Below are 26,982 nucleotides of genomic sequence, written 5' to 3'. Positions count from 1 at the left end.
TTTTTATTGTACGGGGAAGATTCTGTGGCACGGAGTTGCCCTGTTAGGGCGTTTTTTCCCGCCGCCGCGAGGTTTGGGTGGTCAGGGTCTTGCGCAGGCGGCGCTTGAGGCCAAGACGGTTCAAGTAGGTGACGGGCGCGCGGGAGATGCGCGCGTAACCCAGCATGGTGCGCTGGGGCCAGAAGACAAGGTCCAGAATATGCACAGTAGGGGCGCTGCGCATCAAGGTGTTGACGCATCCGGCGCAGAACGTGACGATGGTGCGTCCGCCTGCTTCCTTGGCGCGGCGGGTGGTCCATGTCTTGCCCATATCCGCCGCCACAAGGGGCACGGCGCCGCCTTCGCCGCAGCACAGGGTCTTTGCGCCGTGGTGGGGCATCTCCTCAACATCCAGCCCCCGGCGCTCAAGCAGGGTGCGCACCGCCTGCTGCGAGGACGGGTGGTCCCGCAGGACGCAGGGGTCGTGCACCGTGACCGTACCGGAGACGGCATCCTCGGGCGGCAGGGGATTGGCGGCCAGGATTTCATAGACCGTAACAGGCGTCAGCCCCTCGCCGTAGCGCGAGAACATGGCGTGACAACTGGGGCAGGCTGTGAGCACGGTGGTGACGCCATTGTCCACAAGCCACTGCCGCAGGTCGCCGAAGGCGTCGTCAAAGTCCCGCGCGCACCCAAGGTCGTGCGAGGGCTTGGAGCAGCAGTCAAGGACAATGCCAAGGCCGGGAATATGGCTGGCAAGGTGCTCGTAGAGGGTGTTGGTCAGTGCCGGACGCGTCCCGCTGAGGGTGCAGCCCGGGAAGAAGACTGTGTCGCACCCCTCGGGCAGGCCGTACCATGAAAAAAGAGGCGAGGTGCCGGTGCGCTCGTAGCTGATAATGCGCTTGTGCTCGCGCAGGGGACCAACGCCACGCCGCACGGCTTCCTGCCGCAGGGTCAGGAACATGGTTCGGGGGTTGAGGTCCACGGGGCAGACCTCGGCGCACAGCCCGCACAGGCTGCACTGGTAGGCATTGAGGGTCTTATGGGCGGTGTCGACGCACCGGGCGATGGACCCCGGCGTGCCGGATGCTGTCAAAAAGGCGCATTCGTCCACACATTTGCCGCAGTCGATGCATGTGTCGGCCACGGCGGCGATGGTGGCGGAGGCGTTCATGAGTGAAGACGGGGACATACTGGCTCCTGCTTATGCTTTGACCGCCGAGTATAGGCCGGGACAGGACGCAGGGCAAGACGTTGCACAGCACATTGGCCCCAACTCCCCCAGAAAATTGCGTAGCATGGACGTTTTGCGCGCCTGCGCAAAGAAAACGCCGCCCCACATGAATCATGCGGGGCGGCGCTGTGGTGCGCTATGACAGGGACAACTACAGGAGCTTGAGGTCCCAGTTGAAGGTGCTCACGCGGTTGGCGCGGGGCACGTCGCGGGGTTTGGACTCGTGCAGGTGCACAAAGGCGCTGTAGCCGGACTTGGACAGCTCCTGTTCCTTTTCGCGAAGGTCGATGCCCCAACTGGGATAAATCCAGTGGTTCTGGCCGTAGCGGCGGGCGTAGCAGACTTCCTTCATCGGACTGATAAAGGGCTTTTCCGCCTTGAAGCCCGACGGCTCAATGCGCGTGATGCCAAGGGGCCATTGGCCCGTGGTCACGAAGCCCAGCGGCAGCGGCGTGGATTTGCCAAGGGCAAGGGCGTCGTCGCGGCTGAGTTCGGTGCTGGCGATGGCGCCGTCAAAGCCCATCTCACCCAGCCACTCAAGGGCAAGGGGATTGGCGATGTTGCAGAAGGGGCCGGCCCACATGATGAGGCGGTCTTCCTTTTCGCGGTGTTTGGTGCCGGGCTTTTTCGGCTTGCGCTTGATGGCCACGGCGCGGGGCAGGCGGGGCAGTTCCGTGGGGAACAGGGACTTCTGCCACGGCGCGCCAAGGACAAAGCGGCGCGCGCCGCCCTTGACGAGGCGGGTAATGCAGTCCTGCCATTCCTGCTCCTCGTTGGGCCAAATGACGGGCGGCAGCCACCACCACAGGCGCATGGCCAGGCCGGGCTTGACCTCGCGCGCGGCTTTGGGCGTCAGCCATACGCCGGAGCCGTCATTGAGCTTGTTGTTACCCTGCCGGCGCGACACATGCAGATGCAGCGGGCGCGCGGCGGGTTTGACGGGCCGGGGCATGGTCGGCTCAAAGGAGGACGACTCGCCGGTCTTGACCTTAATGGCGGACAGGCGCTTTTCCAGCGCGTTCAGTTCCTTGCTCAGCTCCGGCTCGCGGCGGTCGATGAGGAACACCGGGCTGCTGGGGCGCGGCGGACGGCCCTTGGCCAAAAAGTCCAGCCGGCCACCCTTGGGGATGGATTTGCGGACCTTGATGATTTGGTGGCCGGGTTCATCCTCGTACCCCACGCGCACCAGGTCGCCGGGGATGAGGGGAATGCGGGGCGAAAAGCTGAGCTTGCGCGTTTTGGCCTTGCCCAGCTTGTCGATAAGCAGGCCGGACGCCGTGGGGCGGTCCGGGTCCGTGGGCACGTAGGGGCGCTGGGGCAAAAAGGCGTAGTGGGTGCCGCGGCGGCCAAGGGCCTGCTTCAAAAAGTCCACGGCCATCTTTTTTGCCTCGGGGTCATTGCCGTGATCGCGCAGCATCTTGTACGCTTTGACGGTGTAGTAGACGTAGTGCGGCCCCTTGCGGCGGCCCTCAATCTTCCACGAGCGGACCTCGGGCACTTCGCGCAGGGTCTTGACCAATGTGTCCAGTGTGAGATCGTTACAGGAGAAGAAACGCCCTGTGGTGCTCTTTTGGGTGTAGACGCGGCGGCAGGGCTGCACACAGCGCCCGCGCAGGCCGCTCTTGCCGCCAAGGTAGGAGCTCCAGTAGCAGCGGCCGGACACGTTGTAGCACAGCGCGCCGTGGACGAAGACCTCAAGGTCCAAATCGTCCGGGCAGGCCTTGCCGCAGGCGCGGATCTCGTCGATGTTCAGCTCACGCGGGAGGACGACGCGGTCTACGCCCAGGGATTCCCGCATGTGGGGCAGTGCGGCGGGGGAACCGGCGTTGGCCAGCGTGGACAGATGGAGTTCGCCAGCGAATCCGCTCTGTTTTGCGAGCTTGACCATGCCGGGATCCTGTAGAATAAGTGCCGCCGGACGCACGTGCTTGTTCAGCCGGTCCAGCAGACGACCTGCGGCCTCGGCTTCGCCGGGCTTGAGCATGCTGTTCATGGCGACGTGGACGCGGCAGTTCTTTTCTGCGGCCAGCTCGGTGAGCGCCGCAAGTTCCGCGATGGAAAAGTTCCCGGCTTCCGCGCGGGCGGAGAAATGCTTCAGGCCAAGGTAGACCGCATCTGCACCAGCGGCGAGCGCCGCCAAAAATGCAGGACGGTCCCCGGCAGGAGCGAGGATCTCGGGTTGTCTGGATATATTCATGTTGCTTCGCCTGAGTTTTTACGGTGGAGCGTTCAATTAACGCGACGGCGACCAATAAGGGATTGCATCGATGTTTGCAAATGCATGTACTGACGTGAAGGTACGGTCCTTGCTCCGATTCGGCACGCAAGGCGCCGACGGAGAGTTTTACGAGCTTACGCTTGAACATCCCGGTTCCGCAAGCACAGCGTGGCAGAACTGGAAGCCCGGCCAGTTCGTAATGGTTCGTCCCACGGCGTGGGAACACAACCCGCTTTGGGGACGTCCTTTTTCTATTCATAAGGCCGATGGCGACACGCTATCGGTCTTTTTTCAGGTCATTGGTCGCGGCACTCGCGGGCTTGCCCGCCTTGCGCCAGGTGATGAGGTAACCGTCTGGGGGCCTCTTGGCAACGCATTTGCGGTGCGAGATGACAGGCCGACCCTTGTTTTGGCGGGCGGCATCGGCATTGCGCCGTTTTATGAGTACCTGCGCAGGCACCCCAGCCCGGACAAGCTGCGGCTGGTATTCGGCCACCGCCCCCCGGCGGAAAGCTACCCCCTTGGCATCATGGAAAAGTACGTGAAGTGCGAGGCCTACCGCGAAAAGGGCCCCGAGGACCTGAAGGCTTTTATCGGCCTGCTGGGCGATATTGTGCCCGAATACGCCACGGACGGACACATTGTGGCCTGCGGGCCGCTTCCCTTCCTGAAGACCATCCAGACCATTGCCGCCGAGGCGGGCGGCAGGGCGCAGTTGTCCCTTGAAAACCGCATGGCCTGCGGCGTGGGCGCGTGCCTTGGCTGCGTGTGCGAGCACAAGGACAGCGGTCCTGTTTCCGTGTGCGCGCGTGGCCCGGTGTTCTGGTCCGACGAGATAACGTTCTAAACAGGGAAGTTTCAATACTATGGATATGCACGTTTCCTTCGGCGGTCTGGACCTGAAAAACCCCGTGATGACCGCATCCGGCACCTTTGGCTACGGCCTTGAGTTCTCGCGCTTTGGCGACCTTGAAAAATTGGGCGGCATTGTGGTGAAGGGCCTGTCCCTGTCCCCGCGCGCAGGCAACCCCATGCCGCGCATTGCGGAGACGCCCTCCGGCATGCTGAACGCCATTGGCCTGCAAAATATCGGCGTGGAAAAGTTCCTGTCCGGGCGGCTGAACCGGTTGCCTGCGGACAACCTTGCCGTGGTGGCCAACCTGTACGCCTGCAGCGCCGATGAGTTTGCGCAGTTGGCCGAGGTGCTGGCCGACCAGCCGGGCATCGCCGCCCTTGAGGTGAACATCTCCTGCCCCAACGTGAGTTCCGGCGGCATCCTGTTTGGGCAGGATCCCAAAATGGCGGCCAGCGTGACCGAGGCGGTCAAGCGCCGCGCCGGGGACAAGCCCGTCATCATCAAGCTGTCCCCCAATGTGACGGACATTACGGAGATTGCCCGCGCTGCCGAAAGCGGGGGAGCCGACATCCTTAGCTGCATCAACACGCTGTCCGGTATGGCCGTGGACGCGCGCACCCGCAGAACGCGCCTTGCCAATGTCATCGGCGGGCTGTCCGGCCCGGCGGTGAAGCCCGTGGCCCTGCGCTGCGTGCATCAGGTGTGTCAGGCCGTTGATGTGCCGGTTATCGGCGTTGGCGGTATTTCCTCGGCCGAGGATGTGCTGGAATTCATCCTAGTGGGCGCGCACGCCGTGCAGGTGGGTACCGCCAACTTCCTGCGTCCGGATTTTGCCTTCCGGCTTGTGGACGAACTGGCCGAACTCTGCGATACCTATGGCATTTCCTCATGGGATGCGTACCGCGGGAGCCTCCAGCTGTAGCGGACGCATCCTCAGACGCTGGGAGGCCTAGGTAATGCACAGTGAAGCAGGGGGCGGGCGATGTCTGCCGTAACCGCCCTGACGATGGCCTTTGGGGCCGGAGTGGCAATGGCCGTGCAACTGGGCGTGAACGTCCGGCTGGGGTCGTGGACCAAGGACGCTGTTTTGGCGGCGTTTGTGTCGTTCTTTGTCGGGACGCTGGCCCTTGCGGCCTACGCCTTTGCCACGCGCATTCCGCTGCCCAGCCTGTCCGATGCGGGCAAGTTGCCGCTGTGGTATTGGTCCGGCGGCGTGCTTGGCGCGTTTGTGGTGGCCTCGGCCGTTATCGTGGGCCCGCGCATTGGGTCCGCCACGATGTTTACGCTGATGGTGGCCGGGCAGGTGTCCATGTCGCTGATTTTGGACCACTTTGGCCTGTTCGGTCTGCCGCAGCATTCCATTAGCCCGCTGCGCGTTGCGGGCGTGGTACTGGTTGTGCTTGGTGTGGTGCTCATCCGCAAGTTCTAATGCCGCCGCCTGCTCCGCTGCCGTGCGGGGCAGGCGGTTTCGTGTTCAACCGGAGGTTCGCGCTGATGAAAAAGTTTTTCTATCTGCTGGTGGCTGTGTGCGTCGTGTTTGTCGGCGTTGTGGTGTTTACCCTGTTGTCCGTGAATCCCTTGGTCAAAAAGGGTGTAGAGTACTTTGGCCCCCGCTATGTGGGCGCGGACGTGCGCCTTGCGGAGTCCGATTTGTCGATTTTGAGCGGCGAAGGGGAACTGCGTGGGCTGTTCGTGGGCAATCCTGCGGGCTACAAGTCCGAGAGCGTGGTGCAGGCCGATTCCATCCGCATGAAGCTGGACATCTCCAGCCTGTCCGAACCCACGGTGATCATTGAGGCCATTGTCATTGACCGGCCGGTCATTACCTACGAGCTTGCGGGGCGCACCAGCAACCTGCAAACCCTTGTGGACAACGTGACCCGCTCGGCCAAAGGCGGTGACGCTGGTTCCGGTGGTGGCGAGAGCGCGGAAGCGGGCGATGCCGGCGGCAAGTCCGTGGTCATCAAGCATATTGTCATCCGCAATGCGCGGGTGAACTTTGGCATTGCGGCCCTTGGCGGCGAGCTTGCCCACGCGGAATTGGACGATATCCATCTGCGCGACATTGGCGAGAAGAAGGACGTCTCCATGGCTGATGCGGCGCGGCAGGTGCTCGCCGCCATCAACCGGGCCGTTGCCCAGCGCCTGCCCGGCGTAACGCGCGGCCTTGAGGACGGCGTAAAGAAGGGCGTGGATGCCATTAACGGCACCTTACGCTCCGTGGGTGAAGGCCTGCGCGGCATTTTGAAGTAGTCCGCTCCGGCGCATTGCTGGGGAAGATGAAAAGCCACAGGGCGGTCCGTTGCGTAACGGGCCGCCCTGTTTTTATGCTGAAAAGAGGTGGGCGTAGCGCAGGTCGGTGCGCATGATGTCGATGAGCTTGCGGTGCCCGCCGGGAAAGGCAAGACCGTCCAGCCCCTCGGACGTGGACCAGCGGTACTCGGACGCGGCGGTGAGGTAAGGCGTGGTGCCCGTCCCCTCAAGGGAGAGCAGAAAACAGTGCAGGGTGATGCGGTAGCGCGTGTAGCCGTGGCGGACCACGTCAATCTTGTCCACCACGCTGACGCGGAAGTCCGTTTCCTCGCGAAATTCGCGCACGGCGGCCTGTTCGGGCGTTTCGCCGTCCTCAATGCTGCCGCCGGGGAACTCCCAGAGTCCGCCCCACACACTGTCCTCCAGCCGCTTTTGGATGAAGAATCGGCCCTCGTGCAGTAGCACGCCCGCCACGATGCTGAGCGGCGTAATATCCTGCCGTTTTCCGGGCACGGGTCGGTGCGCCACAATGCCCAGGCGATAGGCCTCGCACTGCGCGCTGAGGGGGCAGGCTTCGCAGCGCGGGGCGCGCGGCGTGCAGACCAGTGCGCCAAATTCCATCACGGCCTGATTAAAGTCCCGCGCGCCGCCCGGTGGCAGCAGCCGGTCAGCATGGTCGGTCACGGCGCGCTTGGCGTCCTTTTCCTTTACCGGGGTGTCGATGTCGAACAGGCGGGCAAACACGCGTTCCACGTTGGCGTCAATGGCCGGGACGTCCTGCTGGTAGGCTAGGCTGGCAATGGCTCCGGCAGTGTAGGGACCAACACCGGGCAGGGCCAGCAGGCCGCCAACGTCGGCGGGGAAGACGCCCCCGTGCTCGTCCATAATGATGCGCGCGGCCTTGCGGATGTTGCGGGCGCGGGAGTAGTAGCCCAGCCCTTCCCAGTATTTGAGCACGTCGTCCTCGCTGGCCGCCGCAAGGGTGGGCACATCGGGAAAGCGCGTCATCCAGCGCTCAAAGTAGGGCACGGCGCGGTCCATCTGGGTCTGCTGGAGCATAATCTCCGACACCCAGACATGGTAGGGCGAATAGGTCTTGCGCCACGGCAGGGGGCGCTGGTTCGCGTGGAACCAGTCCACCAGCGTGGCGGCGATGTGGTGGTGTGTGGTCATGGTCTGTCTCCTTGGAAGCTGGCAACAGAGCATGACCCGCCGGGTTTGGCAAGGCTGGCGGGCGGTGGCGGCTAGCGCCGTGGCTGCGGGCTGCTGCTGCGGTCCGGCACAAAATAGTCCAGCGCCGGCGGCTCCGCAAATTCCTGTTCCACATTATTCAGCAAAAATTGCACCGGGTTGTCGATGACTTCGTTATCCTCGGCGGAGACGGTGCGGCAGAACAGCTCCCCCCAGTTGGTGCTGTACACCACGGAGACCTCCGCAATGCGCGCCAGCTCACGCTGCTTGGTGAGGTTCAGGATGAAGAAGGCACGGACGATGCGCTCCGGGTTCAGCATTTCCGCGATGTCGGTGTTGAAGGTCTCCTTGGGCGGAAAGAAGTCGAGCAGGGCGTTCAGCAGCCGCTGGATGTCGCGCACGGTGACCGGGGAGATGGTGGGGTCGCCGCGGATTTCAATGTCCTTGTGGTAGATGCCGTTGGCCGCCAGCCACACAAGGTGTTCGGCAAGGTCCGACCCCTGCCGCAGGTTCACGAGGTCCAGCCGCTGCGAAGTGGCGACTTCCTGCGCGCCCTGTACCTCCCACGAGGACGGCTCGCCCAGCTTCTTGGCCTGCGCCTGAAAGTGCAGGACCCGAAAGCGCGTGCCGCCAAGGGAAACAAAGGGGATATGCTCTATCTTGTGCTTGCGCCGTGAAAAGGTGGAAAAGATTTTGCGCCCCAGCTTGGTGATGTCCTCGGGCGAGATGCTGACGTCGGTGTGTTTTTGGCTGTCGCGCACACGCATGTAGGTTTGCACGATAAACCGGTTCACGGACGAGCCAATGCTGACCAGCTTTTGGAAGGGCCACTCGGAGCTTTTTTGCAGGGCGGCGGGCATGGTGGCGGCAATCTGCGCGCCTTCGGCTTCCTCCCGTCGTGTGGGGACCGCAAGGGCGGCCTTGGCGCCGAGTTTGGTTTTGAGGAAGAACGACAGCCGGATGAGGTTGGCGGAGTCCTTGTCGCCGCTTTGGGCGTAGTGGAGCAGGACCTCCTTGTACATGAGGACGTAGGGGTCCACAGCGTCAAGGCGCGGGTCGCCGGAGAGGATGCCCGCTTTGAGACGCTCGCAGAGGAGCGGGCTTTCGGAATCGGCGTCCGGCGCGATGTACTTTTCCAGCAAGCCGAACTTCATGATGGATTTGAAGGGGCTCTTCAGCGCCTTTACAATCTGCCACAACGACGCGCCAAAGAATTCCTGCGGCGGGATGCGCAGCAGGTTGCCGAGGTCGATGAACGGGGCATCCCACGGGGCGTGGGCGAGCAGTTCCATATTCTGCGCGTAGTCGGCATCGGTACTGCCTGCCGGGGTGGTCCACCACATGGGCAGGCTGCCCGCCACATGCAGCACGGAGCGGTAGAATTCCTCCTTGAGCAGTAGCGCCTGCGCCGTGCCGGAGCTTTCCGCGTCGCTGACGCCGAAGTTGTTGGCGCGGATGCTCTCCACGTTCATGGTGAAGAAGTGCACCTCCAGCCCAAAGGTGGCGTCCGCCCACTGTTCGATGGCCTCAATCTTAAAGGCCAGCCCGTCCAGCAGCATTTCCGGCATGTCGTCGGGGTCGTAGCACAGCCAGTAGTCAAGGTCCGAGGCCTCGGACTGCGCAATGGTGCCCACACTGCCTATGGTATACAGCGCGCGGAAGGTGATGGGGTCCGGCGCGCGCGGGGGCAGGGTGGCGTCCGGAAAGTGGCGGCGCGCGGCCTCGATGGTTGAATAGTCCGGACAGTAGTTGCCCATGCGGCAGGCAAGGGCCAGCGGCTCAAGCTCCTCGCTGTTTCGCTCAAAAATTTCCGTATGCAGAAAGAACGGGGCAAGGCGGACAAAGTCGCGCCGGGGCGCGCCGAGCTTTTGCATACACCAGTGTTCGCGCCGGGCGTTGTTACCCATAAATGCTGCGGCCCGGCGGATGATGTCCCACAGGCCGTACCATGCGTCCATAGCCAGCTTGGCCTTGGCCCCGGCTTGCGGCGGCAGGGGCGGTGGCGGTGTTGTGTCCGCCATGGCGCGCGCCGCGTTAGTGCGCAGTTGCAGGGTGAGGGCGCAGGGGCAGGAGCCATGCGCCCCGGTGATGGTGATGTCCGAGAACAGGCACGCGTGCACGGTGCTGGAGATGATGGAGCAGTCCAGCAGCTCAAGGCTGGCGCCCGAGCAGTGCCGAAGCTCCGTCCCCGCAAGGGTGACCGCCTCCATGCGCGCGTCCGAAAGGTCGCAGGCGGTAACGCGCAGGGCCTCCAGCCTGCCGCCAAAGAGGTGCAGGCCGCGCAGTTTGGTACCCTGAATGTCGATGAGGCCGCAGGTGCAGTCCGTGAGTTCGGTCTGTTCCGCGTTGCCGCAGGTGATGGTGATTTCCCGCAGGGAGCAGTCGAAGAACCGGGTGCCGTTCATGGTGCAGCCGGTGAAGGTGCACCGGGAAAAGCGCGTCTTGTGGAATATTGTCCCCGAGAAGTCGGCATCCACGAAGGTACAGTCTTCAAAGGTGGCGCTCTCAATGAGGGAATCCGTGAACTTGGTTCCGCGCAGAGTGCGTTCCTCGTAGATGGGGGAGAACCGCCGCCCGGAGTTTTCGCTTTGCAGGACCATATCGCCGCCAAACTGGATGGAGATGGCTTCCCCTTCGTCCCCGCCGAACAACCCGCCAAGGAATCCTTTGTCTTTCTTCTTGGGCTTCTGCGCCGCGTCATCTTTCTGGGGGCGCTCGGTAAAGCCTGCCAGCGCGGCCTCAACGTCGGGCTTTGGGCCGGTGCTGGCCGGGATGGCGTGGGCGAGCGCCTGCGGGGCGTCCGAGACGGCCGCGGCAAGACTCATGCGCGCCATGGGCGGGTCAAGGGCCGCCATGAGCGGGAAGGCTGTGGCCGCAAAGGCTTCCGGCTTCTCCCCGGTGGCCTTGATGAAGAATGCGGCCTCTTCTGATGGTACAAGGGGAAGCGCCGCGAGGATGGTGTCCTTGAGGGCGGGGTCGCGCTTGAAACAGGCGGCAAGGATGCGGCCTATGCTGTCCGGCATAATCTGCGCGAGGCAGGCGACCACCGCGGTGCGAACGCGCAGGTCAGGGTGCGTCAGGGACGGCAGAAGCGCCTTGACGTAGCGCTTGTCGTGGCGCGGGGCCACAGCGGCGATGGTGTCCAGCAGGGTGCGCTGCGCCCCGAGGTCGCGCGTGACCAACAGTGGAAGCAGGCGCAGGTGCATCTCTGGCGCATCCAGTACGGCCAGCGCCGGGACGTAGGTGTGCAGGGCGTCATCCGGGCGGCGCGAGGCTTGGAGCAGGGACTCCTGCGCGGTGATGGCGGCTTCAACGGCGTTGCCGAAGGGGCCGGTTCCCAGTGCGTGGGACAGGGGATAGGCAAGGATGCCGCCGTTGGCGTGCAGGGCCTCCAATTGCGCGGCGATATCCTCTGGCGGCAGGGCTGCAAGGTCCGGCAGGGCGCTCATGGCGACGGGGCGCAGGGCCTCGTACCGGCCCGTATCGTCCAGCAGCAGATGGTTGACCACGGCCAACCGGAACCCGCCGGGCAAGAGGTCCAGCACGCCCGGAGCATCTATGCCCTGCGCCGATGCCAGGAGGGATGCGGCCAAGGGCGCGGCAAGGGGGCCAAGGTCCGCCAGCAGGCCGATATAGTAGACCTGCAATTCGGCGTCGTCCGATGTTGCGGCGCGCCAGTGCAGGACAAGGGCCGTTTCGTCGCCCATGCGGCGCGCCTCGGCAGGGCCGGCTGCCGCGCACAGCGCCCGGATGCGGTCCACCAGACTGGTGATGTCCGTGCGCGTGCGTTCCGGCGGCGGGTGCGCCGTCAGGCTGGTGAGTCGTTTTAAAGACTGCGGGAACGTGAACTGCTCTGGGGCCATGGCGTTCCCCCCGGGTGCCGGGCCGTCCCAAGGGGGAAGGACCTTGGGCGAGTGCGGCGCGCTTAGGCTTTGGCCTGATTGGCCACGGCCTGCGCCGCCCGTTTTGCGGCTTCCGGATCGCCGAGGTAAGAGTGTTTGATGGGCCTGAGCGTTGCGTCCAGTTCATAAACGAGGGGAATGCCGGTGGGAATGTTCAGCCCGGTAATGTCGTCATCGGACATATCGTCCAAATATTTGATCAGCGCGCGCAGGCTGTTGCCGTGGGCGGCAATGAGCACGCGGCGTCCGGCGCGGATGTCCGGCGCGATAACCTGATGCCAGAAGGGCAGCACCCGCTCCACGGTGAGGGCGAGGCTCTCTCCGGCAGGCAGGTCGCTGGGCGGAATGTGTGCGTAGCGCGGGTCCAGCGAGGGGTGGCGCGGGTCGTCGGCCTCAAGCGGCGGCGGGGGAATGTCGTAGCTGCGCCGCCAGGTGAAGACTTGCTCGTCGCCGTATTTCTGCGCGGTTTCGGCCTTGTCCAGCCCCTGCAGCGCGCCGTAGTGGCGCTCATTGAGCCGCCAGCTTTTGATGACGGGCAGCCACATATTGTCCATTTCGCGCTGGATGATCCACAAGGTTTCGATAGCGCGTTTGAGCAAAGACGTGTAGCACACGTCGAAGACGAAGCCGCTGTCGTGCAGCAGTTGCGCCCCGGCCTGCGCCTCGGCCTCGCCCTGCGGGGTCAGACCGACATCGGTCCAGCCGGTGAAGCGGTTTTCAAGGTTCCATTCGCTCTGCCCATGACGGACGAGGACGAGCTTGTGCATGATGCCTCCGAATTGTTGGCTGAGTGCTCCTTGCTTATTCCACGCCTGTCATTATATACATGAGAGCCGTGGCCGTGAAAAGGCAGCACGTCCACGCAGGACGTCCGGTCCAGACATTATGTGCTTGCCAAACGTTTGCAAACAGGGTATCCATGCCGTCTTTTCGGAACCCTGTGGAGGAATACACCATGAAAAAAGATATCCATCCTAAGACTTACAAGGCCAAAGTTCAGTGCGCCTGTGGTCACGAGACCGAGCTTTTGACCGCCAAGGGTGAAGAAGTGCATGTGGAAATTTGCTCCAACTGCCATCCGTTCTTCACCGGCAAGCAGCGCTTTGTTGACACCGCTGGTCGTATCGACCGCTTCCGTAAGAAGTTCGGCAAGCTTGGTGAGAACAAGGGCGCTGGCAAGGAGAACTAGCATCTCCCTTTTTCGCGAGCCATGGAGCTCGCCCGGCAGTCGCCTCCGTCAGGGATCGTACCTGTCGGAGGCGTCTTTTCATTTAAGCCGGACCGTGCTGCATGACGCCGTGTCCGGTAGGAGGCGGGTATGTCATCAGCTCAGAGTGCATCCGTGATGGGCGCTTTCCGCGCCATGCGCCGGGCCGCCGTGCACGGTGTTTCGTTGTTTTTGCGCGGGGCCACCACCGTTGGTGGGCAGGCCGTTGTGGAAGGCGTCATGATGCGCAATCAGGACCGTTTGGCCATCGCTGTGCGTAAGCCGGACGGCAGCATTGCGCTGGAGACGCGCCCCTGGTTTACCCTGCTGCGGGCCGAGTGGATGAAGCGCCCCTTTGTGCGCGGATTCTTCGTCCTCATCGAAACCTTGGTCAATGGCATCAAGGCGCTCAACTTCTCGGCGCAGACCGCGCTGGAGGAAGAGGGCGAAGAGGAAGTGAAGCCATGGCAGCTGGCCCTGACCGTTGCCGTCTCCATTGCGCTGGCGCTGGGATTGTTCGTTGTGCTGCCGCACATGTTTTCCCTTGGCATCAAGGTGCTGGGGCTTGGCGGCGGAACGGAATCCTTTAGCTTCCACGCATGGGATGGGCTGTTTAAGCTGGCCGTGTTTGTGGGCTATATCGCTGCCATTTCCCGTATTCCCGATATTAAGCGCGTGTTCCAGTACCATGGGGCCGAGCATAAAACCATCTGGACCTACGAGGAAGGCGGGGAGCTGACTCCCGCAGCGGCGCGCGGCTACAGCCGCTTGCATCCCCGGTGCGGGACGGCGTTTTTGCTGTTTGTCCTGTCCCTTTCCATCGCCCTGCATGCCGTGCTGATTCCGGGCATGCTGGCCGTGTATACCCCAGACGCCGCCGTAGCCAAACAGGCGTATGTGGTTTTCGCCAAGTTTTTCATGATGATTCCCATCAGCGCCGTTGCCTATGAGCTGATCAAGTACACGGGCACCAACGGCAACGCCCGGCTGTGCCGTGTGCTGTGCTGGCCGGGTCTCATGCTGCAATATCTGACCACTGGTGAGCCCGACGACGGGCAGCTGGAAGTGGCCATCGCCGCGCTGAAAGGCGCTGTTGATAAATGATTTGAGAGGTCGTCACAATGTTCGCCAAGCTCGATAGCATAGAGCGCCGGTTCGAGGAACTTGAGCGCGAGTTGTCCTCTCCCGATGTGTTCAACGATCAGGATCGCTACAGGACGCTCACCAAGACCCATTCGGACCTTGGTGAAATCGTCAAAGCGTACCGGGAGTACCGCACACTGGAGGAGAACCTTGCCGAAAGCCGTGAGATGCTTCACGACGACGACAAGGACATCCGCGAGATGGCTGCGGCCGAAATTGCGGAATTGGAAGAGCGTCTGCCCGGTCTGGAGCATGACCTGAAGATTCTGCTCCTGCCCAAGGACCCCATGGACGAGAAGAACATCATTCTCGAAATCCGTGCGGGCACGGGCGGTGAGGAAGCCGCACTGTTCGCCGCGGACCTCTTCCGCATGTACATGCGTTTTGCCGAGCACAACGGCTGGCGGACCGAGATGATGAGCGCCAGCGAGAGCGGCAGTGGCGGCTACAAGGAAGTCATCGCCGCCATCTCCGGCGAGCGCGTCTACAGCCGCCTCAAGTACGAGTCCGGCATCCACCGCGTGCAGCGCGTGCCCGCCACCGAGTCGCAGGGCCGTATCCACACCTCCGCCTGTACCGTGGCGATTATGCCCGAGGCCGAGGACGTGGAGATCAACCTCAGCCCCGACGAACTGCGCATTGACGTGTACCGTTCCTCCGGTCCCGGCGGCCAGAGCGTCAACACCACGGACTCCGCCATCCGCGTGACCCATCTGCCTACCGGTCTCGTTGTGACCTGTCAGGACGAAAAGTCCCAGCACAAGAACAAGGCCAAGGCGCTGAAGGTTCTGCGTTCGCGCCTGCTGCAGATGGAGCAGGACAAGCAGCATCAGGAGCAGGCCGACGCCCGCCGCGCTCAGGTTGGCTCCGGCGACCGCTCCGGACGCATCAGGACCTACAACTTCCCGCAGGGCCGCGTCACCGACCACCGCATCAACTTGACCTTGTACCGCCTCGATGAAGTCATGCAGGGTCACATCGACGAGCTTGTCGAGTCCCTCATCAGCCACTATCAGGCCGAGGCACTCCGGCAGCAGGCGGAGGACTCGTGATCCGGGAAAACCCGACACTGCGCGCGGTCATTACCGAAGCCCGCGCGCAGCTTGAGCGGGCGGGTGTCGACAGCCCAGCCCTCTCGGCAGAAATTCTGGCGGCGCATACCTTGGGTATGCGCCGCCTCGACGTTCTGGTGCATCCAAACAAAGTCCTCACCCCCGCCGAAGCCGTGGCCGTGCAGGTCGCCATCACCCGCCGCGCCGCAGGGGAGCCGGTGGCCTATATCCTTGGAGAAAAGGAATTCTACGGCCTCGACTTTAGCGTCAGCAGCGCCGTCCTTGTGCCGCGTCCGGAGACGGAACACATTATTGAGGATGTGGAAGCGCACTTTGCCGCGGATGCGCCGTTGCGCTTTGCGGACCTTGGAACGGGCAGCGGCTGTCTGGCCGTGACCGTGGCGCACCTTTTTGCCAAGGCGCGCGGCGTGGCGCTGGATATGAGCGCCGACGCACTGGCCGTGGCGCGCGCCAATGCCGCCCGGCATGGTGTGGCCGACCAGGTGGCCTTTGTGCAGGGCGACTTTGCCCAGCCCTTTGCCGCAGAGGGGAGTTTGGACCTTGTGGTGTCCAATCCGCCCTATGTGAGCGAGGCCGAATACCGTGAACTGGACCCCGAAGTGTCACAGTTTGAACCGCGAACCGCGCTGGTCCCGGACGGGCATGTGGAGTCCGATGGTCTGGAGTGCGTGCGCGCGCTACTGCCGCAGGTGGCCCGTGCGCTGCGGCCGGGTGGACTGTTCCTGATGGAGTTTGGCTGGGCGCAGGGCGAAGCCGTGCGCCGCATCGTGGAAGGGCAGGGCGCGTTTTCTTCGGTGACCATCCGCCGCGACCTTGCCGGAAAGGACAGATACGTGCTGGCCCGGCGTAGCGAAAAGTGTGTGTGAAAACACACGAGTGTTGCTTATTTGTAACACGTGCACCACAGCGCTCTTGGCGTAAAGACTTGTAATTTCAACATGTTATGACTTTTAAAATTCCGGCACGTATTTTGCTCTAAGCGTGGCGGAGGCTATGAATGCAACAGACGACAATCCAAAAATCAGTCAAATGCTCCGGCATCGGCCTGCACAGTGGCCGCAAGGTGGAACTTGTTCTTCGTCCCGCGGACGAGGATACCGGTATCGTTTTCGTCATTAAGAACGAAAACGGCACGCGCTTTCTGACCCCCACGCCCGAGAGCGTGATCGGGACCGGACTCGCCACCACCCTCGGACAGGGCAAGGACTCCGTTGCCACCGTTGAGCACCTGATGGCCACCACGCGTGGTCTTGGTATAGATAATATACAGATTGAAGTGACGGGCGGGGAAGTGCCCATCATGGACGGCAGCGCCGGATCCTTCGTGTTTCTGCTCAAGGGGGCGGGAATCCGCAGGCAGGGCAAGCCGCGCCGCGCACTCGCCGTGGCCAAGCCCTTTTCCCATAAGGATGAGGACAAGGCCATCCGCGTCAGCCCCTACGACGGGTTCCGCGTGGACTATATTATTGACTTCAAGCATCCGCTCATTGCCGAGCAGCGCCGCAGCTTTGAATTGACGCCCGAAACCTTCGAGGCGGAAATTGCCAAGGCTCGGACCTTTGGCTTCCTGCGCGATGTGGAATATTTGCAGAAAAATGGCCTCGCCCTGGGCGGCTCGCTTGAAAATGCCGTGGTCCTTGACGAGTACGGCGTGGTGAATGCCGAGGGTCTGCGCTTTGAGGACGAGTTCGTCCGGCACAAAATTCTCGATTTTATTGGCGACATGGCCGTGAGCCCGTTGCCGCTTCTTGGGCATTTTGAGGTGCGTTGCTCCGGCCACGCATTTAATAATGCCTTTTTGCGCGAACTTATCGACAACGGCGCGTCCTATTTGCGCACGGTGGAAGCCGTGGAGCCGCAAATGGCCGCCCGCAGCGCCGAAAAGGAATCCGAGGCCGTGGGTGTGCCCGCGTTAGCCTAGGCCCTGTCTGGGTTTCGTCAAAAAAACCGTCCCGCTTCCGGGGCGGTTTTTTTTGTGATAAGCTCCGGAATCGGTGCGACGGACAAGGGGGAAAACCACTTTTTTGCAGGGAAAATCAAAAAAGTTGAAAAATTCGCTTGACCCCGGTGGCAGTTCCAGATAGTTCTGCTCCTCGCCGACGGGGAGAGCGAAACGCACTCACCGACGGCACTTTGAAAATACCTGCGCTGGTGTAGCTCAATTGGCAGAGCAGCTGATTTGTAATCAGCAGGTTGTGGGTTCGATTCCTATCACCAGCTCCAGCAGAGAATGGAGGGGTTCCCGAGTGGCCAAAGGGAACAGACTGTAAATCTGTCGGCGATTGCCTTCGGAGGTTCAAATCCTCCCCCCTCCACCATCAATATTTAGCGCTAAAAGAACTGTAGGAGACAGGGTGGACCTGTTGCTTGACTGCAGAGTAGTGCGCGGGAATAGCTCAATTGGCTAGAGCATCAGCCTTCCAAGCTGAGGGTTGCGGGTTCGAGTCCCGTTTCCCGCTCCATCTCTACATACCCTGCCCACCCCCTCTTTATTTTTCCCTACAGTTTTTTTATAAAGCCCACGTAGCTCAGTCGGTAGAGCACTTCCTTGGTAAGGAAGAGGTCACCGGTTCAAGTCCGGTCGTGGGCTCCATAGTCTATTTTTTTATTGTCCCTAGACCATCAACCAACCGTAAACGAATTTTCTACGGGGGAAAGAGTCATGGCCAAGGCAAAATTCGAGCGTAAAAAGCCGCATGTAAACATTGGTACCGTCGGCCACATTGACCACGGTAAGACCACCCTGACCGCCGCCATCACCAAGGGTTCCGCCCTTCTGCGCGGTGGTGACTTTGTCGCTTTCGACGAAATCGACAAGGCTCCTGAGGAAAAAGAGCGTGGCATCACCATCGCCACCGCTCACGTCGAGTACGAGACCGACGCACGCCACTATGCACACGTGGACTGCCCCGGTCACGCCGACTACATCAAAAACATGATCACCGGTGCTGCCCAGATGGACGGCGGTATCCTGGTTGTCGCCGCCACTGACGGCCCCATGCCCCAGACTCGTGAGCACATCCTGCTCGCCCGTCAGGTTGGCGTGCCGTCTCTGGTTGTCTTCCTGAACAAGGTTGACCTCGTCGACGACGAAGAGCTGCTGGAACTCGTTGAACTCGAAGTTCGTGAGCTGCTCTCCAAGTACGACTTCCCCGGCGACGACATCCCGGTCATCAAGGGTTCCGCTCTGAAGGCCCTGGAAGCCGAGTCCGCAGACGATGAGGCCCTGAAGCCCATTCAGGAACTCCTGGACGCTTGCGACTCCTACATTCCCGCTCCCGAGCGCGACATCGACAAGCCCTTCCTGATGCCCATCGAGGACGTGTTCTCCATCTCCGGCCGTGGCACCGTTGTGACCGGTCGTGTGGAGCGCGGTGTGATCAAGGTCGGTGAGGAAATCGAGATCGTCGGTATCCATGACACCACCAAGACCACCTGCACCGGCGTTGAGATGTTCCGCAAGCTGCTCGACCAGGGCGAAGCTGGCGACAACATCGGCGCACTGCTCCGCGGCGTGAAGCGTGACGAAGTCGAGCGTGGCCAGGTTCTGGCAGCTCCCGGCTCCATCACTCCTCACCGCAAGTTCAAGGCTGAGGTGTACGTGCTGAACAAGGACGAAGGTGGCCGCCACACTCCGTTCTTCTCCGGCTACCGTCCTCAGTTCTACTTCCGTACCACCGACATCACTGGCGTGGTTACCCTCGCCGACGGCGTCGAGATGGTCATGCCCGGTGACAACGCAACCTTCGGTGTTGAGCTGATCGCCCCCATCGCTATGGAGAAGGGCCTCCGCTTTGCTATCCGTGAGGGTGGCCGCACTGTCGGCGCTGGCGTTGTCTCCGAAATCGAGGAGTAAACAATGCAAGTCAAGATCCAGCTCGCCTGCACTGAATGCAAGCGTCGGAACTATTCGACGGTTAAGAATAAGAAGAACACCACTGGCCGCCTGGAAGTGAAAAAGTATTGTCCCTGGGACAAGAAGCACACGCTCCATCGCGAGACCAAGTAGTGTAGCAGGCTCCTTGCGGGAACATACTGAACCCGCGAAGGGCTGGTCACGACAGCGATTGACAGGGACCGGGCCACGGTCCGGTCCCTGATACAATTCCACGACGTGACCGCAAGCGATGCAGGCCAGTAGCTCTAACGGCTAGAGCGCCGGTCTCCAAAACCGGATGCTGGGGGTTCGAATCCCTCCTGGCCTGCCATTTTTTTTACCATCGGAAGGAATCATGGCGAAAAAGAAGTCCAAATCGGCTGGCGCCACGAAGACTGCACCAGAATCCGGAGCTGTTGGGAAGCTCAACCAGCTCAAGGAATTCTTTGACCAGTCCAAGGTGGAGATGAAAAAGGTCACCTGGCCTACGCGCAAGGAGACCATTGCCACGAGTGTGGCCGTCTTGGTCCTGGTCGTGGTCATGGCGGTCTTCCTGGGTCTTGTGGATGCAGGATTGACCAAAGCCATCGAGGCCATCTTGTCTTAAGCGGCTCACGCCGCAAAGGTTTGGTGAACTATGACCGAGCAGATCGATAGCCTCCCGAAAGCCCGCTGGTACATCGTCCACACCTACTCCGGCTTTGAGCAGCGCGTTGAGCAGACCCTCAAGGAGATGATGCGCACAGGGCAGGACAACGGCCTTATTTTAGAGGTCGTGATGCCCACCGAGAAGGTGATAGAACTGGTGAAAGGGGAGAAGAAAACCTCCACCCGCAAGTTTTATCCCGGCTACGTAATGCTCAAGATGATTCTAACCGATGATTCCTGGCACCTGGTGCAGTCCATCCCTCGCGTTACGGGGTTTGTCGGCGGGAAGACCCGTCCGGCACCAATGCGCGACAGCGAGGCGGAGAAGATTCTCTCCATGATGGAACAGCGTCAGGAACAGCCCCGCCCCAAGTTCAACTTTGACCGTGGGGATGAAGTCCGGGTCGTTGACGGTCCGTTTAGCGGCTTCAACGGGGTTGTGGAAGATGTCAATTACGACAAGGGAAAGCTTCGGGTTTCGGTATCCATTTTTGGCCGCCAGACCCCGGTGGAACTGGACTTTGTCCAGGTCAGCAAAGGGTAGGACGACTCCCGGTCCGCCGAAGCATGCCTGATTTCAAATACGTAGACATGAGGATGTAGCAATGGCCAAAAAGGTACTGGCGAAAATTAAGCTCCAGATTCCCGCCGGAGCTGCCAATCCGTCCCCGCCGGTCGGCCCCGCACTTGGTCAGCACGGCCTGAACATCATGGAATTCTGCAAGGCGTTCAACGCCAAAACGCAGGACCAGAAGGGTATGATCATCCCGGTGGAAATCACCGTGTACCAGGATCGTTCCTTCACGTTCATCACGAAGACGCCTCCGGCATCTGTGCTGATTAAGAAAGCTATCGGTGTAGACAAGGGTTCTGGCGAGCCCAACAGGAACAAGGTCGGCAAGATCACTCGCGCGCAGCTCGAGGAGATCGCTAAGATCAAGCAGCCCGACCTCACTGCAAATGATCTCGACGCCGCGGTGAGCAATATCGCCGGAACGGCTCGCAGCATGGGAATCGACGTCATCGATTAAGGGGAACAACTATGCCCAAGCATGGAAAGAAATATCGCAAGGCTATCGAGGGCATTGATCTCTCTGCCCGCTATGAGATGCCCGAAGGAGTTGAACTGGCGCTGAAGACTGCTGTCGCCAAGTTCGACGAGACCGTTGACGTTGCCATGGTGCTCGGCGTCGATCCCAAGTACTCCGATCAGATGGTGCGCGGAGCTGTCTCCCTGCCTCACGGTCTCGGCAAGGAAGTTCGCGTCGCTGTGTTCTGTCAGGGCGACAAGGAAGCCGAAGCCAAGGCCGCCGGCGCCGACTTTGTCGGTGGCGACGACCTGGTGGAACAGGTTAAGGGTGGCTGGCTGGAGTTCGACAAGGCTGTCGCTACTCCGGACATGATGGGCAAGGTCGGCCAGATTGGCCGCATCCTCGGCCCGCGTGGCCTGATGCCTAACGCCAAGACCGGCACCGTCACTTTCGACGTTGCCCAGGCTGTCCAGGAAGTCAAGGCCGGTAAGGTGGAGTTCAAGGTCGACAAGGCCGGTGTTCTGCACGCTCCTCTCGGCAAGGTGTCCTTCGGCACCGAGAAAATTCTTGACAACCTCAAAACTTTGATGGATCAGGTTATCCGCCTTAAGCCCTCCGCGGCCAAAGGCACGTACCTGAAGAGCATCACCCTGGCCACCACCATGGGCCCGGGAATCAAGGTCGACACCGCAAGCGTGCGTAAGCACGTGGAAGGCTAGACAACGACGACATCGAGCGGATGCCACGCCCTCGCGGCGTGGCAACCGTTTTATGTATATTGCAGTCCGGTTTCGGCCGGACTATCGGTTGGAAGAAGAGTCGGAGACAACAGGTGGGGCAACCCTTAATTTCCTGTAGAGACCACTTTGGCCCTTCTTCTTGTGGACGAAACCTTCAGCCAAGGAGTTAACGGTGAACAGGGCACAGAAAGCTGAGCTTATCAGCCAGCTGAAAGCCAAGGCCGATGAAGCATCCATCGCGATCGTCACCGACTTCAAGGGCCTCAAGGTGGAAAACATGACCGAACTGCGCGCCAAGCTCACCGAAGCTGGCGTCAGCTACAAGGTCGTGAAGAACACCCTGGCCCGGATCGCGCTGGATGGCGGAGTGCATGAGAACCTTAAGGACAACCTTAAGGAAAACTGCGCTATCGCTTTCGGCACCGAAGACCCCGTGGCCGCGGCTAAGGTTCTCAGCGAGTTCGCCAAGTCCAACGAGAAGTTCATCATCAAGTCCGGTAGCCTGGACGGCAAGCCGCTCGACGCAGCAGCTATCGCCGAACTCTCCAAGCTCCCGAGCAAGCCTGAACTGCTTGGTAAGCTTCTGGGTACCATGAACGCCGTGCCCACCAACTTCGTTTGTCTGTTTGCTAACCTGCAGCGCAATTTCCTGTACGCTCTTTCGGCCATTAAGGATCAGAAAGAAGACAGCGCCGCTGCTTAACAACAACGCACATTGCGAAGAGCCAAAGTACTTTTTAGGAGGAAATCCAAATGGCAGACATCACTAAAGATCAGGTAGTCGAGTTTATCTCCAACATGACCGTCCTCGAGCTCTCCGAGTTTATCTCTGAGCTGGAAGACAAGTTCGGCGTTTCCGCTGCTGCTCCGGCCATGGCCGTTGCCGCTGCTCCCGCTGCTGACGGCGGCGCCGCTGCTGAGGAGAAGACCGAATTTGACGTTGTGCTGAAGGGCGCCGGCGGCAACAAGATTGCCGTCATCAAGGTTGTCCGTGCACTCACCGGCCTCGGCCTCAAGGAAGCCAAGGCTAAGGTTGACGAGCTTCCCTCCACGCTGAAGGAAGGCATTTCCAAGGAAGACGCCGAGGAAGCCAAGAAGCAGCTCGAGGAAGCCGGCGCTGAGTGCGAAGTTAAGTAGCACAGCCATATCACGGCTTTTTGGGAGCGTAGCGACGTATGGAGCTACGCTCCCTTTTTTTGTATTCTTTGTCGAATTTCCCCTTGCCCTCGGTGCCGTCTTTTGATAAGTATTTTCTCTTCGTGTCGACAATGAATACCACATCCCCCGTATGGCTCATCTACAATGCATATCACCACAGGTGCACGTGTATTCTTTTGGTGCGTTCATTTCCTGCCGCCCAGCGTTGGGCATTGTGAAGGCATCCTTTAACAACTTGATTCATTTACCATTTTAATCGGTTTGTCTGAGGGCCGCCGCCCCCGCCAACGGTCAAATTTCTCGCTTGAGAGGGAAAAATGGTCCAACTCACAAAAAAATTTGGCAAGATCGCCAGCACGCATTCGGTACCTAATCTCCTGAATCTCCAGGTGGATTCGTACCGGAAATTCCTGCAGCTTGACGTTCCTCCGGCTAGCCGCGCCGATGAGGGACTGGAAGGCGTGTTCAGGTCCGTGTTCCCCATCGAGGACTTCAACCGGACCGCCAGCCTTGAGTACGTCAGTTACGAGGTTGGCACTCCCAAATTCGACGAGGCGGAATGCATCGCCAAGGGCCTCACCTTTGAGGCGCCCATCCGCATTACCGTTCGTCTTGTTGTCTATGACGTGGATGAAGAGACGGAAAGCCGCACCATCCGCGACATCAAGGAACAGGATATCTATTTCGGCACGTTGCCGCTTATGACCGACAAAGGTACCTTTATCATTAATGGTACCGAGCGCGTCATCGTCAACCAGCTCCAGCGTTCCCCCGGCATCATCTTTGAGCACGACTCCGGCAAGAGCCACTCTTCCGGCCGCGTGCTCTATAGCAGCCGCATCATCCCCATGCGCGGTTCTTGGCTCGATTTTGATTTCGACCATAAGGACATCCTGTATGTCCGTATTGACCGTCGCAGAAAAATGCCCGCAACCATCCTTTTCAAGGCGATGGGAATGTCCAAGCAGGACATCCTCAACTACTTCTATGAAAAGGAATACTACGTTATCGGCGACGGCAAGCTGCAGCGCGAAGTCGAAGCCGACAAGTTCTGCAAGGAAGCCGCGTTTGTTGACATCGTCAACAGCGAAGGCGACGTGCTCGTCAAGGCTGGCAAGCCCCTCACCAAGCGTGTCCATAAGAAGATGGTCCGCGATGGCGTCAAAGCCTATGAGGTGGACCCGGCCATGCTGCCGAACTTGTTCCTCGCCGAGGACATCTTCGACGCCGAAAGTGGCGAGGTTCTCGCCGAGGCTGGCGAGGAAATGCACGCCGAGCTGGTGGAGAAGTTCCTTGAAGCCGGTGTGACCCGTCTGCCCGTGCTCTACACCCGTGGCACGGACGTCTCGTCCTCCATGCGCGATACGCTCATGCTGGACAAGACTACGGACATGTCCTCCGCGCAGATTGAAATCTACCGCCGTCTGCGTCCCAGCTCTCCGCCGACCCCGGAGATTGCCGGAACGTTCTTTGAGAACCTGTTCCGCAACGCCGACTACTACGACCTCTCCGCTGTTGGTCGTTACAAGCTCAACACCCGTCTGGGCATTGATGAGCCGCTGGAACTGCGTACCCTGACCAACGAGGACATCCTCAAGGCCATCACCACGCTGTGCCAGCTTAAGGACTCCCACGGTCCCGCCGACGACATCGACCACCTCGGCAACCGTCGTGTGCGTCCCGTTGGCGAACTGGTGGAGAACCAGTACCGCATCGGCCTCGTCCGCATGGAGCGCGCCATTAAGGAGCGCATGAGCCTGCAGGAAGTGGCCACCCTGATGCCGCACGACCTCATCAACCCCAAGCCGGTGGCTGCGGTGCTCAAGGAGTTCTTCGGTACTTCTCAGCTCTCGCAGTTTATGGACCAGACCAACCCGCTTTCCGAGGTCACCCATAAGCGCCGCCTGTCCGCTCTCGGACCCGGTGGCCTGACCCGTGAGCGTGCCGGCTTCGAAGTCCGTGACGTGCACACCAGTCACTATGGCCGTATTTGCCCCATCGAAACGCCTGAAGGCCCGAACATCGGCCTGATCGTTTCGCTGACCACGCATTCCAAGGTCAACGACTTCGGCTTCATTGAGACGCCGTACCGTATCGTCAAGGACGGTCACGTGACGGACGAAACCCGCTACATGGACGCCTCTCAGGAGTCGGATCAGGTGGTGGCGCAGGCCAACGCGCCTCTCGATGAGAACAAGGACTTCGTCAACGATATGGTCAACGCCCGTATCCGCGGTGAAGTGACGGTTGTGCCCAAGGAAGAAGTCACGGCCATGGACATCTCGCCCAGCCAGATCGTTTCCGTGTCGTCCGCGCTTATTCCGTTCCTGGAGCATGACGACGCGAACCGCGCTCTGATGGGTTCGAACATGCAGCGTCAGGCTGTGCCGCTGCTGCGCAGCGAGCGTCCCCTTGTCGGTACCGGCATGGAAGACCGTGTGGCGCAGGACTCCGGTAGCTGCCTGCTGGCCGAAGGCGACGGTATCGTTCACTATGCCGACGCCCAGCGCGTTGTCATGGCCTACGACGATCCGTCCATTGGTCACAATTCCGGCGGCTGCAAGTCGTACGACCTGCTGAAATATCACAAGTCCAACCAGAGCAGTAGCTTTGGCCAGAAGCCCACGGTTGTCCCCGGACAGCGTGTGAAGAAGGGCCATGTGCTTGCTGACGGACCGGCCATCAAGGACGGCGAGCTGGCGCTCGGCAAGAACCTTGTGGTCGCGTTCATGCCCTGGTGCGGATATAACTTTGAGGACTCCATCCTCATCTCCGAACGGATGGTGAAAGAGGACGTCTTCACTTCGGTGCACATCGAGGAATTTGAACTCGTTGCCCGAGACACCAAGCTCGGACCGGAGGAAGTCACCCGCGATATCCCGAACGTCGGCGAGGACATGCTGAAGAACCTCGACGAGTCCGGCATCATCCGCATTGGTGCGCGCGTGGAACCCGACGATATCCTCGTCGGCAAAATCACCCCCAAGGGTGAAACGCAGCTCACCCCCGAAGAGAAGCTCCTGCGAGCCATCTTCGGCGACAAGGCGCGCGACGTCAAAAACACCTCCCTCAAGGTTCCGCCGGGAATGGAAGGTGTGGTCATCGACGTCAAGGTCTTCAACCGCCGCTCCGGCGAGAAGGACCAGCGCACCAAGAACATCGAAGACTACGAACTTGCCAAGCTCGACCGTAAGGAAGAGCAGCACATCGCCGCCCTTGTGGACTCCACCCGCGAAAAGCTTCGCGACGTGTGCCTTAACAAGCAGGTGAGTGCGAACATCAGCGGTAAGCGCAAGGGCGAAGTGCTCGTTGAGGCCGGTCAGGTTATGACCGAAGAAGTCCTCTTCGACCTGCCGCTCAAGAAGCTTGCCGGTGTGTTCAAGGACAAGGATACCAATGATGCCGTCATGGCCATGCTGGATGCCTACGACCGTCAGGTCATGTTCATCCGCGAAGCCTACGACATCAAGCGCGAGAAGGTCACCGAGGGTGACGACCTGCCTCCGGGCGTGATCAAGATGGTCAAGGTCCACCTCGCTGTGAAGCGTAAGCTGAACGTGGGTGACAAGATGGCTGGTCGCCACGGCAACAAGGGTGTTGTCTCCAACATCCTGCCGGAGGAAGACCTGCCGTTCTTCGCCGATGGCCGCACTGTGGACATCGTGCTGAACCCCCTCGGCGTACCGTCTCGTATGAATATCGGTCAGATCATGGAGACCCACCTTGGGTGGGCCGCCAAGGAGCTGGGCCGCCAGCTTGCCGAAATGCTCGACAGCGGCGCCCACATGGACGTGCTCCGCAGCGAAGTCAAGGACGTGTTCAGCAACCCGGTCATCGCTGACCTTGTTGACGACCTCGACGACGAGTCCCTGCAGGGCGCGGTCAAGAAGCTCCAGAACGGCATCGTGTGTAAGACTCCGGTCTTCGACGGCGCCGAAGAGGATGAAATCTGGAACTGGCTCGAAAGGGCGGACGTGCCCCGAGACGGCAAGATGATTCTCTTCGACGGCCGCACCGGCGAGCCGTTCAAGAACAGGGTGACGGTGGGCGTGATGTACATGCTCAAGCTCCATCACCTTGTTGACGAGAAGATCCACGCCCGTTCCACCGGTCCGTACTCCCTCGTGACCCAGCAGCCGCTTGGCGGTAAGGCCCAGTTTGGTGGCCAGCGTCTGGGTGAGATGGAAGTGTGGGCCCTGGAGGCCTACGGCGCAGCGTACCTGCTTCAGGAGTTCCTCACCGTCAAGTCTGACGACGTGAGCGGACGCGTGAAGATGTACGAACGGATCGTCAAGGGCGATAACTTCCTCGAAGCCAACCTGCCCGAGTCGTTCAACGTTCTGGTCAAGGAGCTGATGGCTCTGGGACTGGACGTGAAGCTGCACCAGGACGAACCCGTCCGCAAGCAGCTGCCGACCAAGGCGGAATAAGAGCGTAACCGGGGCAGGCGCAGCACGCGCCTGTCCCGGATG

The 26,982-nt window shown here is 60.9% G+C and carries 23 protein-coding genes and 5 tRNA genes; 23 read left to right on the top strand and 5 right to left on the bottom strand.

The features are described from left to right. Positions 1–43: 43 nt before the first annotated feature. On the bottom strand, positions 44–1,171 hold the full coding sequence (locus tag ACI3L3_RS00990; protein ID WP_404843222.1) for a (Fe-S)-binding protein: 1,128 nt from the start codon (positions 1,169–1,171) through the stop codon (positions 44–46). A gap of 193 nt (positions 1,172–1,364) precedes the next feature. Continuing rightward, positions 1,365–3,410 carry a peptidase U32 family protein gene (locus ACI3L3_RS00985; protein WP_404843221.1) on the bottom strand — a complete coding sequence of 682 codons (2,046 nt, stop codon included), beginning with the start codon at positions 3,408–3,410 and terminating at the stop codon, positions 1,365–1,367. Between the two features lie 109 nt (positions 3,411–3,519). Here ACI3L3_RS00985 and ACI3L3_RS00980 point away from each other — a divergent pair, with 109 nt between their 5' ends. The 4 genes from ACI3L3_RS00980 (at position 3,520) to ACI3L3_RS00965 (ending at position 6,540) form a co-directional block, all read left to right on the top strand. Further along, positions 3,520–4,278 (top strand): dihydroorotate dehydrogenase electron transfer subunit, encoded by a 759-nt coding sequence (locus ACI3L3_RS00980; RefSeq protein ID WP_404843220.1) that lies wholly within the window; start codon positions 3,520–3,522, stop codon positions 4,276–4,278. A 19-nt stretch (positions 4,279–4,297) separates the two neighbouring features. Further along, entirely contained in the window at positions 4,298–5,209 is a 912-nt protein-coding gene (locus ACI3L3_RS00975) for a dihydroorotate dehydrogenase (RefSeq protein ID WP_404843219.1), read from the top strand. 60 nt (positions 5,210–5,269) lie between these two features. Further along, a complete protein-coding gene (locus tag ACI3L3_RS00970; protein ID WP_404843218.1) occupies positions 5,270–5,716 on the top strand; it encodes a DMT family transporter in 447 nt (148 codons plus the stop codon). Positions 5,717–5,781: 65 nt separating this feature from the next. Then, on the top strand, positions 5,782–6,540 hold the full coding sequence (locus ACI3L3_RS00965; RefSeq protein WP_404843217.1) for a hypothetical protein: 759 nt from the start codon (positions 5,782–5,784) through the stop codon (positions 6,538–6,540). A gap of 72 nt (positions 6,541–6,612) precedes the next feature. Here the strand turns inward: ACI3L3_RS00965 and mutY are convergent, their stop codons facing one another. The 3 genes from mutY to gpmA form a co-directional block, all read right to left on the bottom strand. Next, complete coding sequence (mutY, locus tag ACI3L3_RS00960) at positions 6,613–7,713, bottom strand: A/G-specific adenine glycosylase (RefSeq protein ID WP_404843216.1); 1,101 nt, start codon at positions 7,711–7,713, stop codon at positions 6,613–6,615. Positions 7,714–7,784: 71 nt separating this feature from the next. Then, positions 7,785–11,594, bottom strand: coding sequence for a class I adenylate cyclase (locus tag ACI3L3_RS00955; RefSeq protein WP_404843215.1), 3,810 nt, complete (start codon positions 11,592–11,594; stop codon positions 7,785–7,787). A 62-nt stretch (positions 11,595–11,656) separates the two neighbouring features. Next, complete coding sequence (gene gpmA / locus ACI3L3_RS00950; protein ID WP_404843214.1) at positions 11,657–12,400, bottom strand: 2,3-diphosphoglycerate-dependent phosphoglycerate mutase; 744 nt, start codon at positions 12,398–12,400, stop codon at positions 11,657–11,659. Between the two features lie 188 nt (positions 12,401–12,588). Here gpmA and rpmE point away from each other — a divergent pair, with 188 nt between their 5' ends. From rpmE to rpoB, 19 genes are all read left to right on the top strand, one after another. Further along, positions 12,589–12,822, top strand: a complete 234-nt coding sequence (gene rpmE, locus ACI3L3_RS00945) for a 50S ribosomal protein L31 (RefSeq protein ID WP_404843213.1) — start codon at positions 12,589–12,591, stop codon at positions 12,820–12,822. 174 nt (positions 12,823–12,996) lie between these two features. Then, positions 12,997–13,944: a DUF1385 domain-containing protein gene (locus tag ACI3L3_RS00940; RefSeq protein ID WP_404844103.1), complete on the top strand. Its 948-nt coding sequence runs from the start codon at positions 12,997–12,999 to the stop codon at positions 13,942–13,944. Positions 13,945–13,961: 17 nt separating this feature from the next. Beyond that, a complete protein-coding gene (prfA, locus tag ACI3L3_RS00935; RefSeq protein ID WP_404843212.1) occupies positions 13,962–15,035 on the top strand; it encodes a peptide chain release factor 1 in 1,074 nt (357 codons plus the stop codon). Next, a complete protein-coding gene (gene prmC / locus ACI3L3_RS00930) occupies positions 15,032–15,922 on the top strand; it encodes a peptide chain release factor N(5)-glutamine methyltransferase (protein ID WP_404843211.1) in 891 nt (296 codons plus the stop codon). Before prfA ends, prmC begins: the two co-directional genes overlap by 4 nt. A 131-nt stretch (positions 15,923–16,053) precedes the next feature. Continuing rightward, entirely contained in the window at positions 16,054–16,977 is a 924-nt protein-coding gene (lpxC, locus tag ACI3L3_RS00925; protein ID WP_404843210.1) for a UDP-3-O-acyl-N-acetylglucosamine deacetylase, read from the top strand. Between the two features lie 226 nt (positions 16,978–17,203). Continuing rightward, positions 17,204–17,279, top strand: a tRNA-Thr gene (locus ACI3L3_RS00920). Between the two features lie 9 nt (positions 17,280–17,288). Further along, positions 17,289–17,374 (top strand) — tRNA-Tyr (locus ACI3L3_RS00915). Between the two features lie 67 nt (positions 17,375–17,441). Beyond that, positions 17,442–17,518 (top strand) — tRNA-Gly (locus tag ACI3L3_RS00910). 55 nt (positions 17,519–17,573) lie between these two features. Further along, positions 17,574–17,649 (top strand) — tRNA-Thr (locus ACI3L3_RS00905). A 69-nt stretch (positions 17,650–17,718) separates the two neighbouring features. Further along, entirely contained in the window at positions 17,719–18,912 is a 1,194-nt protein-coding gene (tuf, locus tag ACI3L3_RS00900) for an elongation factor Tu (RefSeq protein WP_404843209.1), read from the top strand. 3 nt (positions 18,913–18,915) lie between these two features. Beyond that, a complete protein-coding gene (rpmG, locus tag ACI3L3_RS00895; RefSeq protein ID WP_404843208.1) occupies positions 18,916–19,065 on the top strand; it encodes a 50S ribosomal protein L33 in 150 nt (49 codons plus the stop codon). Between the two features lie 122 nt (positions 19,066–19,187). Beyond that, a tRNA-Trp gene (locus ACI3L3_RS00890) sits at positions 19,188–19,264 on the top strand. A 24-nt stretch (positions 19,265–19,288) separates the two neighbouring features. Next, positions 19,289–19,540, top strand: coding sequence for a preprotein translocase subunit SecE (secE, locus tag ACI3L3_RS00885; RefSeq protein WP_404843207.1), 252 nt, complete (start codon positions 19,289–19,291; stop codon positions 19,538–19,540). A 30-nt stretch (positions 19,541–19,570) separates the two neighbouring features. Then, complete coding sequence (nusG, locus tag ACI3L3_RS00880; protein WP_404843206.1) at positions 19,571–20,125, top strand: transcription termination/antitermination protein NusG; 555 nt, start codon at positions 19,571–19,573, stop codon at positions 20,123–20,125. Positions 20,126–20,186: 61 nt separating this feature from the next. After that, a complete protein-coding gene (gene rplK, locus ACI3L3_RS00875; protein ID WP_404843205.1) occupies positions 20,187–20,612 on the top strand; it encodes a 50S ribosomal protein L11 in 426 nt (141 codons plus the stop codon). 11 nt (positions 20,613–20,623) lie between these two features. Then, on the top strand, positions 20,624–21,331 hold the full coding sequence (gene rplA / locus ACI3L3_RS00870) for a 50S ribosomal protein L1 (protein ID WP_404843204.1): 708 nt from the start codon (positions 20,624–20,626) through the stop codon (positions 21,329–21,331). Between the two features lie 193 nt (positions 21,332–21,524). Further along, complete coding sequence (rplJ, locus tag ACI3L3_RS00865; protein WP_404843203.1) at positions 21,525–22,055, top strand: 50S ribosomal protein L10; 531 nt, start codon at positions 21,525–21,527, stop codon at positions 22,053–22,055. A 50-nt stretch (positions 22,056–22,105) separates the two neighbouring features. Beyond that, entirely contained in the window at positions 22,106–22,489 is a 384-nt protein-coding gene (gene rplL, locus ACI3L3_RS00860) for a 50S ribosomal protein L7/L12 (protein WP_404843202.1), read from the top strand. A gap of 338 nt (positions 22,490–22,827) precedes the next feature. Continuing rightward, the gene (rpoB, locus tag ACI3L3_RS00855) at positions 22,828–26,940 is read left to right on the top strand and encodes a DNA-directed RNA polymerase subunit beta (RefSeq protein WP_404843201.1); all 4,113 of its coding nucleotides are present in this window, start codon (positions 22,828–22,830) and stop codon (positions 26,938–26,940) included. The last annotated feature ends 42 nt before the right edge of the window (positions 26,941–26,982 follow it).

This window comes from Desulfobaculum sp. SPO524 (genome assembly GCF_044987625.1).
Taxonomy (GTDB): Bacteria; Desulfobacterota; Desulfovibrionia; order Desulfovibrionales; family Desulfovibrionaceae; genus Desulfobaculum.
The sequence above is the reverse complement of the archived record's forward strand: the minus strand, read 5'-3'. Positions and strand labels throughout refer to the sequence as shown.